Here is a 13,128-nt window from a genome sequence, read left to right as displayed (position 1 = left end):
CCGGGTCATCTGTCTTTTTTACATATATTAATTGAATCTGGAATATACCTTCCATACTAGCTCACGACGGCTACTTACCTCTGTTTTCAAGAAAATCGCTTTCAGATGATCCTGCACCGTGTAGGCCGTAATATGAAGTGCACTTGCCAGTTCCTTAGTAGAAAAGCCTTGGACAATGAGCCGTACAAGCTGTCGCTCTCGTTCAGTCCATGAGTAGATTTCAGCCATAAGCGGCAACATGTCAGTTGCTTTAGCAGGCTCAAACCATACGGCCAACTGCTTCTCGCCCATATGCTCGCGTCCGCCTTGCAGGAGAGTGGCTCTGATCGTGACCCAAGGGGTTCCAGCATCAGCGGAAGGGATACATAGTCTGGCTGGTGCAGTAGAAGTGGATAACGCTCGCAAGCTTACCGCCCGGACAGGGGCTGGCAGCTCGCCATCATGGCTTCCCTCTTGCTGCCGAAGCAGCTTTAGCCACTGCTCTGCTAGTCTATTGGACGAGAGGGGGGTTAGTTGAGTGGAAAGCATCAGAACCCCTGGCTCCAGTTCATGTTCCATAATCATTGCGGGGACTGGAGATACACCGATACTAGTTTGACGCAGATGGTAGGCTATGGACGGCGCTAATGCTTCAAGCAGTTGTTGCTCTTCCGTGCTGAATACAGGCTTTCCATGGTGGCGGAACAACGTAAGAAATCCCCAGCAGCTTCCTTTGTACATAAATGGAACACGCAGCTCATCTCCGAATCCGGCGGGTTGCAAAACATTTCTAAAACGTGTGCTGTGATCCGGCTGGCCTTGTGTAGACCCATGAAGCGTCGCGATGGACTGCCCCTCTCGCACCAATTGATCGTATTTCATGATATCGTCGTGCAGATATTCGTATTCTAGTAGTTTGCTGTGAATGCCCTCTACACCCGACTCCGTAAATGCCCCCGTGGAAAGCAGCGTTCGCGGATCTACTGAGGTACAGCACGCCGCATCAAAAGAAATCTGAGTACGCAAGCGGTCGATTAGCGTGTGCTTGTATGTGGGGGATGAGGGTGACTTACTTCCCATTTCCATGATTGGTTGTCGATTCTTCTTAAGCTGTGCAAATGGTGTATTATGTGCGTTCATCCTTTACTCCTATCGTGAAAGCTGGAGATTCTCAAAGGGCGATTATTAAATCCCACATTTGTGGGATGGTGGATATTCGTATTGTCTATATAATTGAGAATGATTCTTAATTAAATCTACAATAAACGAATGGTCGTTCAAGATCAAGGCTAAATGTTTGGAGGAGAGCACATATGAAGCAACCCCATATTGGAAATACCGACTCAAATCAACCTATGAGCTGGAATCATCCGAATGTGCATAAATACGCGGATACGATTGCTTTAAAAATACCTGGATATACCCATCTGTATGAGATGACAGATTGTTTGATATCCGCACAGCTTGAAGCGCAGGCTCATAACAAAAATATTGATCCGAATGTGCTGATTGTCGGAGCTGGGGGCGGTCAGGAACTGATTACGCTCGGAGGGCGGCATGAGGCATGGTCCTTTAGGGCAGTTGATCCCTCTGAGCACATGCTGGATTTGGCACGTCAACGTGTGACACAAGCGGGCATCGGTTCAAAAATATCATTTGTTACAGGTACGTTGGAAGAGTTGTCTGGAAAATCACCTAAAGAACAGTACGAAAAGCGCAGCGAAGAGTCATGCAGAGAACCGGTCTATGACGCTGCTACCTGCCTGCTGGTGCTTCATTTTCTTCAGAGCTTGGAAAATAAACAGGCATTGCTGCGCCAGATATCCGGTCGACTCAAGCCGGGTGCGCCTTTTTGCCTAGCTTCTATTAATGGGAATCCGCAGGATTCTTCTTTTTCCATCCAAATGCAGGCGTGGAAAGGTCATATGCTGAGTCAGGGCATTTCACTGGAGGATTGGGAACGATTCGCTGCTTCTATCGGTCGCGAGTCAAACCCGGTGTCCAATTCGGCAATTCAGGAACTGTTGATAGATGCAGGCTTTACTCGCATTACCCGGTATTATGGTGCTTTTTTAGTGAATGCATGGTTTGCGGTTAAAGAGGGAGAGACGGCTTATGACAAAGGATAATATCATCATCATTGGCGGGTATGGCCATGTTGGGAAAATTGTATGCACAGAGTTAAGTGAAATGTTCCCTGGCAAGGTATTTGCCGCAGGCCGTAGCCTGGAACGTGCCACTGCATTCAGCCAACAATCGAATGGCAAGATACGACCTTTGCAGCTTAATATTCATGAACCCATAGACCCGTCGATATTAGAGCAAGCTAAAATGATTATTATGTGTCTGGATCAGGACAATACAACCTTGGTACGCACCTGTCTTCAGCATGGCGTGCATTACATGGATATTACTGCGAATGCGGCCTTTTTGAGTCAGGTGGAGCAGTGTCATCAGGAGGCCCGAGCTTATCAGGTCACTTCATTGTTAAGTGTAGGATTAGCTCCAGGGCTAACCAATCTATTGGCTCTGCAAGCGGCACAGCTCATGGATCAGACGGATGAATTGAACATATCTTTGATGCTGGGCTTGGGTGATCGACACGGTCAGGCCGCGATTGAGTGGACTGTAGATCAGATTCATACCGACTTGGAGGTGATAGAACAGGGACGCCCAGTGACTCGAAGAAGCTTTACCGACGGCATAGTAGCAGACTTTGGTACAGAAGTGGGTCGTCATCGGGCGTATCGGTTTCCCTTTTCGGATCAGCAAACACTTCCACGTACGCTCGGTATTCCTACAGTCAGTACACGCCTGTGCTTCGATTCGCGCTTGACCACCCGTCTTTTGGCAGGGCTCCGGACGATAGGAATATCAGGTCTGCTCCGACAGCCAACTGTTCGTGATGCAGTAGTTCGCAGCTTTGGCAAAGTGCATCTAGGAGGAAATGCTGTAGCGGTCAAGGTAGACGCCCAAGGAACTCGCAATGGCAAGGAGACGAGGGTTGAATGCAGGCTAAGGGGACATCATCAGTCTGATTTGACTGCTAAAGCCGCCGTCTTTGCGGCGCTTGCCCTGTATCGTTCAGAACTTCCATATGGTGTTTTTCACATGGAGCAGTTTTTTTCGTGGAATCGCATGCGGGCTTGGCTGGGACAGCAGGTAGACGTAGATATTCAGGTGAACGGACAGCAAGTATAAAAGTCATATATCTGAAAAAAGGACTCTCATATCATCCAAGCTTATTCGGCAATGCCTTGCGGATAGGTCTTGGATTTCTTTTCCTATTGGATTACACTAGAAGGAAGTACATATTTCTGGGAAAGACCAGAGGGGATGATATGAAATGTGGAATCCCTATGAACATAGTAGGCAGCATCCGCACGATTTTATAGTAGAATATCGATTTTACACACCGGAAGAAGGAGGCAGGAAACAACTGCCTATTCAGGGTTATCGCTGCGATTTTTCCTATGAGGGCGACGATATTACAACAACGGGAATTTATGCAATACATCCTGAGTTTGAAGATGAAGAGGGTCAATTGATCATGGATACCAGGCACCCGGTTCACCGGGAAGGTCAGGCAAGAATGTGGATTTTGTTTGGAGAAATGAGGGAAAAGGTACACCGACACCGGATACATGTAGGAACCAGGGGATATTTTATGGAAGGCCCACGCCGAGTCGGTGAAGTTGAAGTTACAAGTCTGGTAGGCCTCTTGACCAATCCGCTCGACTAAGCTGCTAGAATTCAATCAGAAGGTGCAATCAGACAGCGAATAGAGGTGTTCAATCGAAGATGGATGTCGCTTATATTATCGATCTATTACGTAAAGACGATGTAACCTTAACCCCAGGCTTATCCACCCAGGAGATTACTGAAGTCGAAGACAGGTATGATATTCACTTTCCGCCCGACTTAAGAGAGCTGCTGATGAACGTTCTTCCAGTCGGTAAAAGCTTTATTCCTTGGAGAGATACGTCACCACAGCGGATGGGTGTCATTTGGGAAAGGCTGAATTGGCCGCTCGAAGGTATGATTTTTGATGTGGAGCAGAATATATTCTGGCCTTCCGAATGGGGAGAAAGACCAACAGATTTGCAGGAAGCCGTGGACATATGTAAACGTGAGTTTTTGCGCGTGCCCAAGCTGATCCCCATCTATGGTCACCGATATATCCCAGAGCAGCCTTGTGAAGAAGGAAATCCGGTATTTTCAGTGTATCAAACGGATATTATCGTGTATGGAGAAAGTTTGCAGGAATATTTCAAGCAGGAATTTGGAGAGAAGACTTACGAACAGATTGATTATGAGGCCGTAAAAACAGTTCGCTTTTGGAGTGATTTATGTAGTTGAAGCGTCGAATCGCTAGGAAGTTAATAAGTCGAGGCAAAGGAAGGAGAACATAAGGTGACGATGGAGCAGGATTTGGAAGAAATCAAGGAAAGGCTAACCCAAATCGAGACAAAACTCGAACAAAAGTCGACTTCTAGCAAAATCCTGAAGTATATGGTCATCATTTTCTTGTCTATTTTTTTCTTGCTTCTTGTGATCGGAGTTCTTCAATTCGTCTCAAGCTGATCGTTATAAATTTACGGACAGAAAGGAGCTCGTTATGTCTATAGAAGCCATTATTTTTGATCTGGATAATACACTGATTCATCGCAAACAGGCATTTGCTGCATATACTGAGCGTTTTATAGAACGATTTATTGTGGCAGAAGAACCAGCCAGCCACGCGGCTGTCGTTGAGCGAATACGTCTGGCGGATCAAGACGGGTATCGAGATAAGAGGGAGCTGTATACCGAGCTGCATGCAGACCTGAAACTGAAAAATCCCGATACGACAGTACAGGAGATGCTGGGCTTTTGGTACGGTGAATTTCATAAGTTTACGGTCCTGATGGACGGAGCCAAGGAAGTGTTGTCTGAGCTGCGGTCTCGGGGCCTGAAGCTTGGCATTATTACCAACGGCTCACTCCGCGCACAACAGGCGAAAATCGACCGAGTGATGCTGAGAGATTACGTGGATTCCATTATCGTATCGGGTGACGTCAACATCGAAAAACCTAATCCTCGTATTTTCGAGTTGGCACTGAAAGAGCTGGACATTGCCGAACCTGGTCATGCCTGTTACGTAGGCGATCATCCGACGAATGATATTCGTGGTGCGCAAAGTGCAGGATTGCATACCATCTGGCTGGAAGGCTTTATGACGTGGAATGAAATGGACATTGTACCGGATCATCAGATTGGGAGTCTACGTGAAATCACTGGCTGGCTGGATCGTCTCAGCTATCCATCGAATATGGAGGCGGGAGCATCATGAGTAGGGAGCAGCAACCGAATCCCATTCTGTTATCGTTCCCGGAACAATTCCAGACGGAGCGATTGACCATACGCGCTCCACAGTGGGGCGATGGAGTGGCAGTTAATGAAGCGATACGAGAAAGTGTAAATGAGCTGCGACCTTGGCTTCCTTTTGCGAGAAATCTCCCTACGGAGGAGGAATCTGAAATCCGTTCACGCCAAGCCAGACTTAAATTTCTGGATCGGTCTGACATGGTGCTGTATATATTTGATACGGCTTCGGGACAATTTGTAGCCAGTAGCGGTCTGCACCGAATGAATTGGGATGCACGAAGATTCGAAATTGGATATTGGCTCAGAACCTCATGGATCGGAAAGGGGATTGTAACAGAGGCCGTACACGGTATTACGGATTTTGCCATACAGCATTTACATGCTAATCGGTTGGAGATTCTTTGTGATTCCAGAAATACGCGCAGCGCCAAGGTAGCGGAACGGGCAGGTTTTACATTAGAGGGGATTTTAAGGAATGTCGAGTGTGATGAAGAGGGGAATATGGTACACCATATGGTTTTTGCGAAAGTACGTGGTATTGAATTTTAGCAAGCGATTGTACGATATTGCGGGAGCTTATATGATTCATAATATGACGAAAAATACAGACAAGTTGGTGTGCATACAATGTGACATCAGCTTAAGGTTCAGCAATCTTGCAAGCGCAATCCCAAGAGGATGCTTTACGAAGTTTTATTAGAAGCTTGGCAGGTATTTTCCGGTGTTAGGAAAGGTAATTTAGTATGAGAAAATTTAGTAAGAGCAGCAGTAGGGGAATTAATCAGGAAATAAAGGAAAAGTTCCACTGGAAGGCTCGCGCTGCGTATCTGGTTGCCGTGCTGGTCATGATCTTGTTGGGCTTGGGAAGCAGGGCTTTCTCCACCCAGTTACCTGCATTCGTTGCCAATCACTTTGGGGATGCCTTGTGGGCATGCATGATTTATTTTGGGCTGAGAATGTTGTGGGTGAACCGTCAGTTGTCTGTAGCCCTTTGGGGCAGTGTGCTGTTTTGCTTCGCTATTGAATTCAGTCAGATGTACCAGGCTCCTTGGATTAACCGCATTCGGGCGACCACCCTGGGCGGCCTAGTGCTTGGCAAAGGGTTTCTGACCGTGGATCTGATCAGGTACACAGTTGGTATTGTGGTATCCTGGGTACTGGACCAAGGCTGCCAAAGGCTGGTGGGGATCAATAGACGTATGGACGATGACAAACCACTCAAATAATCTGAGAAGCGAGGGTTGCGCTTGAAACAAAAGGGAAAGCATCACAGGTCGTTCGGTAAGATGATTGGGTTATGCGTAGGGTTCAGCTTGTTGTTTGCAACCATACTTATTCCAGGGCAGGCATTAGCGGAAAAGCAGCTTGCGGCGCCTCTTCGTTTTGATTTTGGTCCTGGGGATGTAGCTGACGGCTACACTCAGGTCACTGCTAAGGATGCTTACACGCCTGAGCGTGGCTATGGATTTACCGATCTTTCCAAGGTAAATGAAGAGAACCGTGGTGGAAGTGATGCTATCCGCTCAGATTTTGTTCGTGTTCAAGGCTCATCATTTGTCGTCAATTTACCACCTGCGGATTACACGCTTTCTCTGATTGCCGGAGATATTGCCGGAAACACGGACATTACGGTTAAAGCCGAATCCATTGTTAAAGTAGAGCCTACTGCCAAAACAGCAGGACAATTTGTCGAGGCTGGGTTTGAGCTTGCACTCATCGACGGTCAGCTTGAGTTGTATTTCTCAGGAAATGAAGCGAAGATCAACGCTTTGGTTATCACTCCCAAGGAAGCTCGAACGGCTGGAGAACATCCTTCCGTATACCTTGCGGGAGATTCTACGGTTCAAACCTATAAATCCTCGATGAAGCCTCAGGCAGGCTGGGGGCAAATGATTGCGCCGTTCTTTACAGATGAGACTATTTTTGTGAACCGTTCTATTGGTGGACGTAGCACGAAGACTTTTTTGGTTCAAGGGCGGTTAGATGATATTTTACGGAATATCCGTCCAGGAGATTATCTGTTCATACAGTTTGGGCATAATGATGCCGCGATCAATAATCAGGAGCGTTATGTTTCACCGGCCGACTATAAAGTTTACTTGAAAACGTACATCCAAGGAGCCACTCAACGCGGTGCGGTACCTGTGCTAATTACTCCTGTAGGCCGCCGCGATTATGATGCAGCAAGTGCTTCGTTTCGGATTAGTTTCCCGGAATATGTGCAGGCCATGAAGGAAACAGCATCAGAGACGGGTGTTGCACTGGTCGATCTTAGTCAATTGAGTGTAGCCTACTATGATACATTAGGCCTGGAAGGAACACTTCCACTATTTTTACATTTGGAGCCAGGTGTGTATTCTGCATTTCCTGATGGCGTGAAGGATGATACACATTTTCAGGAGTATGGTGCGGAGCAAATAGCCCGCTTGGTAGCCCAAGGGGTTCGTGATTTGAATATTCCTCTATCCTCTTATGTAAAGGCAGAGAATCTGCAATAGCACCGAGTTTCCATAACCATGATATACTCAGAAAATAAGCTGGCCCTACCCAAACCCAGCATGATTTAGGCTTGGGTGGGGCTTTAATGTTCTGGACTTTAAGGAGGAAGTAGTATGACAGTCGCTCAACTTCATAATCTTATTAACGGTCAACTCCTGCATAATCAGCATCGGAGTTTATTTTATATGCACGAGGGTTCTGTTCTGTTAGGACCTTCAACGGAAATGACGTACTGGCTGACGCAGCGAAGCTCGGAACTGATCCTCATGCTTAAAAGCTTGAAGCGCCAGCATACGTATCATGTTTTTGTGAAGGATGTAGCGGCTAAAATACTGTCCCAGTTTGTAGATACCAATCAGTATCTACATTTTCACACAGATCATGCGAGGGAGCTTACGGAGCTGTATGATCGATTCTTCACCCAGATTGAAAAGCTGTTCCAAAAGAAATCTATAGCAGGGGCAACTCTGGACTTACTGCTCCAGCAGCATTATGGGCATTTGAGAGATTTTTTAACTCGTACCAATGGACGTGAAGTGTTCGCTAAGTATGCAGAGAATGAATATACCTTTTGGGTACCTTGTGAGGAATATACACCGGAGTTGCAAGCGAATCTGCTAGGATTGGACATTGCTCGTTTGCAAGAGCCTGTTCTAGATGTTGGTTGCGGATCAGAGGCACGGTTGGTTACTTATTTACGTGCCTACGGAATTGAGGCATACGGAACAGATCGGCTGGCTGAAACAGACGGTTGTATCACCCAAGGAGATTGGTTAGCGACTACTTATGAAGAAAGTAGATGGGGAACGATCGTTTCACATATGGCATTCTCCAATCATTTTATGCATCATCATCTGAAGGCAGATGGTAATATCCATGAGTACGCTCGTAAATATATGGAATTGCTTAAAGCCATTCGGCCAGGAGGGAGCTTTATCTACAGCCCGTGCCTCCCGTTTATGGAAGAGCTTTTGGATGCCCAAATGGGTTATCAAGTAGAGTATATCCAGTCATATGAAGGTTATAGAGCTACGAAGATAACGCGTATACATTCATAAGTGCTAGTATCAGCCATTTGTCAGATTCACTCTTTGAATGGTAGTATAAGGATAGATATTACTCTATTTGGGATTCTGTTAATGATCAGGATTCTCATGTCGTTGATTTGATAGCATAGTTGCCCTGAATAATAAATTATTGTATAGATAACGGAATTTTTCAGGGAAGATTAAACCATATTTTCCTAAAAGCCGATATATGGAAATGAGGCGAAAACACACTGTTATTATGCCCGCCGCAAAATGGATGTAATAATTGGGTTAGGAGAGTAGAAGAAGTGTCCGATCTGTATACAAAAAAAGAAGTAGAAGATTATGTAACGAACGTGGCTTTCGAACGACCTTTAGGTGTAAGCATTTCAGCTATTTTACTGATTTTTAATGGAGCACTCCTGTTGGTGACACAGCTATTGACGCTTAATGCATTAAATGAGGCTTCTACGTTGTTAGGCATGTGCAGGGGCATGTTTCAAGGATTTATCGCGTTGCTCGGTCTGGCAGGAACGGCTGCCGGTATTGGTATGTTGTTCGGTAAGAAGTGGGCTTGGTGGCTGGCATTATTTTATTTTACATATGAGACCATGCGTTATGCGTGTGCAATTCTGTTTATTCCCGATATCTCTCCAGCGTTAGGCGGTGTGCAGCTAAGTCCTGCTTTTTACTACATTAAATATGGTATGCGTATTATTTGGAATTTATTTTTTACGTTGTTTATGTGTCGTAGTACCGTGACTGGCTTTTTTCAAACAAGTGAAGTCAACAAATGGAGAGCATGCACCGCATTATTCTTCATCAATGGAGTAGTGGTGGGGATCGGCTGGTGGTTGACAAGATAGGTTCTTCGATGTGAAGGAGAGTTGAATAATGACAATGGAAACGTTTCCGGTTTTGGTAACCGATCGGCTTTATTTAAGACAGCTTACATTAGCAGACGCGGAGGACATATTCAACTATTTCTCCAGAGATGAGGTCACAAGATATTATGATTTGGAAAGCTTTACGAAGGTAGAGCAAGCTGAGAAATTTATTCGTTCCATGCTAACCAGATATGAGAAGCAAGAGGGCTTTCGCTGGGGGATTACGTTAAAAGAAGCTCCTGAGCGGATCGTGGGTACAATTGGATTTCACAACTGGCAGAAGGAACACTCCCGTATCGAAATCGGTTATGAGCTGGCACCGGAATACTGGCGGCAAGGCCTGATGACAGAAGCGATGAAGGTGGTGGTGGATTACGGCTTTCAATTGCCGGAGGTTCACCGTATAGAAGCCTTCATTGATCCAGATAACGAAGGCTCCAGACGGCTATTGCTCAAAAGTGGCTTTACTAAAGAGGGGCACTTGAGAGATTACTTTTATGAAAAAGGTCAGTTTGTTGACGCTGTTGTTTTTGGCTATCTTCGCAAGGAGTTTTCTGCGGAGCAGTAAGTTTACAAATATCCTTTGTCCCCGTAAGGCTGGAGTCGATCAAGCCAGGTCTGCTCCAGCTTTGCCAGCGCATCTTTGACATCAAAGAACTCCGAATCCTTTTTCTTCAAAACATCCAGCACCTCAAATTCAAACGAATCTTCGCCGTACTCATTCCATTCCTGTTGTAGTTGTTTATTCTTAAATCCACCCATATTTAGCTCAAAACGCCGTCCATTCAGCGACTTTAAATTCGGCGTGGAAGCAATGAAAATTTTTCCATTATGTGTATTGCGAATGCAATAGATTCCCGCCTCTGTCTTCATCTCCATGTATTGCTGAACTAGTTCTTTTCTTCGATCCATTGTCGAATCCTCCTATTTTATAAGCGCCTAGCTTCAAGATTCCTTCAACCAATATTCACTGCCATCCGGTTTGCGATCTAGTAGACCATATTCAATCATATATCTTCGCACCGTGACATAATCGTCATATACTTCCTGTAAAATCGCATTGATATCTTTCTCATGATATATTTGTCCCTTCACAAAACGACCCACAATTTCACGCAGTACAATCAGCTTGTGTTTTTCTTGCATTTTAAAGGTCTTTAGGCGCCCGTCCGTACCATTCGGAAAATACTTCGTGAGTACCTTGAGCCTTTCGTCTTCCGTAATGTTGTAGCGTTCATCCACCATCCGTGCTTGTACGGGTACTTCTACCATGGCGGGAGCGTGGCGATCTTTCTCCTTTAACAGTTCCATTAATGTGAGAAATATCTTGGCCTGCCGCTCTTTTTCCTTGAGACCAAAGCGATGATTGCGTATGGTGGATGCACTGCCGATTCCGGTTTCCTTTTGAATATCCGCATCGCCCATCCCTTGATAAAATAACTGAAGCAACCGATTTTGATGATCCGTCAGTCCAGTCAGCTTTTTATCCAGACCAATCAAATAGTCGAAGACCGATCCGTACGTCCGCTCAATATGAAGACGCATATACCGCTCCGCGTCATAAAATACCCCTTGATCCTGATATATGATGCCTTGCTCGTATCGTTGTCCGTCCAAGAGGCAAACTACCTGCTCTCCTTGGCGAATATATCCACGCTTCAGTTCTTCAATATCAGCATTCCAGAATAGTTCGGAATGATCCATTTAGCAAACACCTCAATTAAATGATGATTATTTTATAGACAATATAACACTTTGTTTATTTTAAATCAATGAGTGGATATTTTTTAGATCTCGACAATGTTCGCTATATACAAAAGAGAAATAGGATTGTTATTATATGTAAACTAATGAATTGTATTAAGACTGGATAGTTTCTATATATTGTAATAAGATGGGTTGGTAAACAATGGACAAATTCCGATTAGAAGAAGTCATAGAGAGTGGAGATTTAAAGGAAGCGATAAGGATTATAGAGGATGTGGGTGAAAAGCTGGATCATACATTCACTCCAATATTATTGAGTTATTTGGCAACAACGGATAGTGCATTGCTCAGAAATGTAATCGCCATTACGTTAGCTTATCTAGGAGACAGTGAAGCGGTGCTGCCACTTATTGACTTGTTAAGAAGTCCTAAGACGAAAGGGAATAGAGGAACACTGTTATATGCTCTAGAATTTTTTGACGTATCTACTCATGTTGTGGTGCTGGTAGATTTACTGGATGATACCTTTGAAGCGAGTAGACAATCCTATCAACTGATAAGTACCGTGCAAGATAAAATCTCTGAGGCTCAAAAGGAGCTATGTAGACAAATGATAAGAAGAAAGCTGGGCGATCATAAAAATAAATATAAGCGTAACTTTTTGCTAGAATCTTTAGAGCTTTTTACATAAGACCTTTAACCTTATTGGCTTCAAATTAATTGATTATTGCCTATCCTGAAATGCTATATTCCTTAAAATTATTGTTGGGAGGTATGATATAAATTGAGACAGAGATTTGCTGTTATGGACGATGAAAGTGGGCTCACAGTTGGTTATTGTCGAGATGTGGTTGGGTTAACGGGTGATATTATGGTTGGAACGAATGAAAAGGTCATTTTTGAGCAATTTGAATTTAACGAAGAATTCATAGAAAACATAGCAAAGACAAAACAATCTGTATCCAACTTGTACATTGCTATTTTAGATGATGAAGAAAAAGTGATTGGAAGCTATTATTATCACCTACCTGAATCCTATATAATCCATAAACTAAATTATAGTAAAGGAAACTTCAATCTGGAGTTAACAGGCATACTTGAAACGAAGCCCTCCCCTGTGGAATTAAGATTATGGGAGTTATTAAAGTGCGCTCAATCGCTTGAAAATAATATATGGCAAGGCTTTTCTAAAGAAGAACGGTCTGGATGGCTAAACGTGACTAGAATACATTCTGCATCTAATTGTTTTCAATCTTCCAGACTGGATAAACGAGGAGAAGTCTACACCTTAGACGGGAAACACATATTTGATTTTACAACATTTTTTATAGCACTTGGGGAAGCGATTAATGGGCCTGGAGGGTACTTTGGATTTAGCTTGGACAGTATATCGGACTGTCTCTGTGGAGGTTTTGGGGCAGTAGGACCGTTCACAATCCATTGGCAAAACGCACATTATTTCTTGGAAAGATTCGAGGAAGAATGGGATCAAGAAGAGAGATACTATAGATTTTCACCACAGCAATATTTTATGGATCTTTTAACGATCTTAGTATCAGGTGGTGTTACCGTGAATTTTTCCTCGAATTAAGATAGCAAAGCAAAAAGGGAATTTTGAAATGGAATATAAATTAATGCATCCATCTTATACAGGGACGAAT

General features: G+C 44.4%; 17 protein-coding genes. 14 read left to right on the top strand and 3 right to left on the bottom strand.

All coding sequences use genetic code 11. The features are described 5' to 3' along the window. Nucleotides 1-27 precede the first annotated feature (27 nt). A complete protein-coding gene (locus tag OIU26_RS07250) occupies nt 28-1,119 on the bottom strand; it encodes a LuxR C-terminal-related transcriptional regulator (RefSeq protein WP_264216388.1) in 1,092 nt (363 codons plus the stop codon). Between the two features lie 173 nt (nt 1,120-1,292). Here OIU26_RS07250 and OIU26_RS07245 point away from each other — a divergent pair, with 173 nt between their 5' ends. From OIU26_RS07245 to OIU26_RS07190, 12 genes are all read left to right on the top strand, one after another. Continuing rightward, a complete protein-coding gene (locus OIU26_RS07245) occupies nt 1,293-2,108 on the top strand; it encodes a class I SAM-dependent methyltransferase (RefSeq protein ID WP_264216387.1) in 816 nt (271 codons plus the stop codon). After that, nucleotides 2,095-3,180 carry a saccharopine dehydrogenase NADP-binding domain-containing protein gene (locus tag OIU26_RS07240; RefSeq protein WP_264216386.1) on the top strand — a complete coding sequence of 362 codons (1,086 nt, stop codon included), beginning with the start codon at nt 2,095-2,097 and terminating at the stop codon, nt 3,178-3,180. The genes OIU26_RS07245 and OIU26_RS07240 overlap by 14 nt, the downstream gene beginning before the upstream one ends. A gap of 145 nt (nt 3,181-3,325) precedes the next feature. After that, nucleotides 3,326-3,721: a hypothetical protein gene (locus OIU26_RS07235; RefSeq protein ID WP_013370043.1), complete on the top strand. Its 396-nt coding sequence runs from the start codon at nt 3,326-3,328 to the stop codon at nt 3,719-3,721. Nucleotides 3,722-3,780: 59 nt separating this feature from the next. After that, a complete protein-coding gene (locus OIU26_RS07230) occupies nt 3,781-4,338 on the top strand; it encodes an SMI1/KNR4 family protein (protein ID WP_264216385.1) in 558 nt (185 codons plus the stop codon). Between the two features lie 54 nt (nt 4,339-4,392). Then, nucleotides 4,393-4,563 carry a hypothetical protein gene (locus tag OIU26_RS07225; protein ID WP_013370046.1) on the top strand — a complete coding sequence of 57 codons (171 nt, stop codon included), beginning with the start codon at nt 4,393-4,395 and terminating at the stop codon, nt 4,561-4,563. 34 nt (nt 4,564-4,597) lie between these two features. Next, nucleotides 4,598-5,311 (top strand): HAD family hydrolase, encoded by a 714-nt coding sequence (locus OIU26_RS07220; protein WP_264216384.1) that lies wholly within the window; start codon nt 4,598-4,600, stop codon nt 5,309-5,311. Next, the gene (locus OIU26_RS07215) at nt 5,308-5,895 is read left to right on the top strand and encodes a GNAT family N-acetyltransferase (protein WP_165081411.1); all 588 of its coding nucleotides are present in this window, start codon (nt 5,308-5,310) and stop codon (nt 5,893-5,895) included. The genes OIU26_RS07220 and OIU26_RS07215 overlap by 4 nt, the downstream gene beginning before the upstream one ends. Nucleotides 5,896-6,089: 194 nt before the next feature. Then, a complete protein-coding gene (locus tag OIU26_RS07210) occupies nt 6,090-6,572 on the top strand; it encodes a DUF2809 domain-containing protein (RefSeq protein WP_264216383.1) in 483 nt (160 codons plus the stop codon). Nucleotides 6,573-6,632: 60 nt separating this feature from the next. Beyond that, nucleotides 6,633-7,844 carry an SGNH/GDSL hydrolase family protein gene (locus OIU26_RS07205; protein WP_264216770.1) on the top strand — a complete coding sequence of 404 codons (1,212 nt, stop codon included), beginning with the start codon at nt 6,633-6,635 and terminating at the stop codon, nt 7,842-7,844. 114 nt (nt 7,845-7,958) lie between these two features. After that, entirely contained in the window at nt 7,959-8,903 is a 945-nt protein-coding gene (locus OIU26_RS07200; protein WP_264216382.1) for a class I SAM-dependent methyltransferase, read from the top strand. A gap of 278 nt (nt 8,904-9,181) precedes the next feature. Further along, nucleotides 9,182-9,739, top strand: a complete 558-nt coding sequence (locus OIU26_RS07195; protein WP_058712466.1) for a hypothetical protein — start codon at nt 9,182-9,184, stop codon at nt 9,737-9,739. Nucleotides 9,740-9,767: 28 nt separating this feature from the next. Next, nucleotides 9,768-10,328 carry a GNAT family N-acetyltransferase gene (locus OIU26_RS07190; RefSeq protein ID WP_264216381.1) on the top strand — a complete coding sequence of 187 codons (561 nt, stop codon included), beginning with the start codon at nt 9,768-9,770 and terminating at the stop codon, nt 10,326-10,328. 2 nt (nt 10,329-10,330) lie between these two features. On the opposite strand, the gene OIU26_RS07185 is transcribed toward OIU26_RS07190, so the two are convergent. Continuing rightward, the gene (locus OIU26_RS07185) at nt 10,331-10,672 is read right to left on the bottom strand and encodes a GIY-YIG nuclease family protein (protein WP_013370054.1); all 342 of its coding nucleotides are present in this window, start codon (nt 10,670-10,672) and stop codon (nt 10,331-10,333) included. Nucleotides 10,673-10,705: 33 nt separating this feature from the next. Further along, nucleotides 10,706-11,464: a DUF2087 domain-containing protein gene (locus OIU26_RS07180; RefSeq protein WP_264216380.1), complete on the bottom strand. Its 759-nt coding sequence runs from the start codon at nt 11,462-11,464 to the stop codon at nt 10,706-10,708. 205 nt (nt 11,465-11,669) lie between these two features. Between OIU26_RS07180 and OIU26_RS07175 the strand changes: the two genes are divergently transcribed. Beyond that, nucleotides 11,670-12,158 (top strand): HEAT repeat domain-containing protein, encoded by a 489-nt coding sequence (locus OIU26_RS07175; RefSeq protein WP_264216379.1) that lies wholly within the window; start codon nt 11,670-11,672, stop codon nt 12,156-12,158. Between the two features lie 93 nt (nt 12,159-12,251). Next, the gene (locus OIU26_RS07170) at nt 12,252-13,058 is read left to right on the top strand and encodes a barstar family protein (RefSeq protein WP_264216378.1); all 807 of its coding nucleotides are present in this window, start codon (nt 12,252-12,254) and stop codon (nt 13,056-13,058) included. Nucleotides 13,059-13,128 lie beyond the last annotated feature (70 nt).

Origin of the sequence: Paenibacillus sp. BT-177 (genome assembly GCF_025846815.2) — a bacterium.
Lineage (GTDB): Bacteria > Bacillota > Bacilli > Paenibacillales > Paenibacillaceae > Paenibacillus > Paenibacillus polymyxa_C.
This window is presented reverse-complemented; position numbering and strand designations above follow the sequence as displayed.

Bases quoted from the DNA above. Each gene is read 5' to 3' on its own strand.
- OIU26_RS07235 (WP_013370043.1), top strand. From the start codon at position 3,326: ATGTGGAATCCCTATGAACATAGTAGGCAGCATCCGCACGATTTTATA.
- OIU26_RS07215 (WP_165081411.1), top strand. From the start codon at position 5,308: ATGAGTAGGGAGCAGCAACCGAATCCCATTCTGTTATCGTTCCCGGAA.
- OIU26_RS07205 (WP_264216770.1), top strand. From the start codon at position 6,633: ATGATTGGGTTATGCGTAGGGTTCAGCTTGTTGTTTGCAACCATACTT.
- OIU26_RS07240 (WP_264216386.1), top strand. From the start codon at position 2,095: ATGACAAAGGATAATATCATCATCATTGGCGGGTATGGCCATGTTGGG.
- OIU26_RS07190 (WP_264216381.1), top strand. From the start codon at position 9,768: ATGACAATGGAAACGTTTCCGGTTTTGGTAACCGATCGGCTTTATTTA.
- OIU26_RS07185 (WP_013370054.1), bottom strand. From the start codon at position 10,672: ATGGATCGAAGAAAAGAACTAGTTCAGCAATACATGGAGATGAAGACA.
- OIU26_RS07175 (WP_264216379.1), top strand. From the start codon at position 11,670: ATGGACAAATTCCGATTAGAAGAAGTCATAGAGAGTGGAGATTTAAAG.
- OIU26_RS07245 (WP_264216387.1), top strand. From the start codon at position 1,293: ATGAAGCAACCCCATATTGGAAATACCGACTCAAATCAACCTATGAGC.
- OIU26_RS07250 (WP_264216388.1), bottom strand. From the start codon at position 1,119: ATGAACGCACATAATACACCATTTGCACAGCTTAAGAAGAATCGACAA.
- OIU26_RS07180 (WP_264216380.1), bottom strand. From the start codon at position 11,464: ATGGATCATTCCGAACTATTCTGGAATGCTGATATTGAAGAACTGAAG.
- OIU26_RS07200 (WP_264216382.1), top strand. From the start codon at position 7,959: ATGACAGTCGCTCAACTTCATAATCTTATTAACGGTCAACTCCTGCAT.
- OIU26_RS07220 (WP_264216384.1), top strand. From the start codon at position 4,598: ATGTCTATAGAAGCCATTATTTTTGATCTGGATAATACACTGATTCAT.
- OIU26_RS07210 (WP_264216383.1), top strand. From the start codon at position 6,090: ATGAGAAAATTTAGTAAGAGCAGCAGTAGGGGAATTAATCAGGAAATA.
- OIU26_RS07230 (WP_264216385.1), top strand. From the start codon at position 3,781: ATGGATGTCGCTTATATTATCGATCTATTACGTAAAGACGATGTAACC.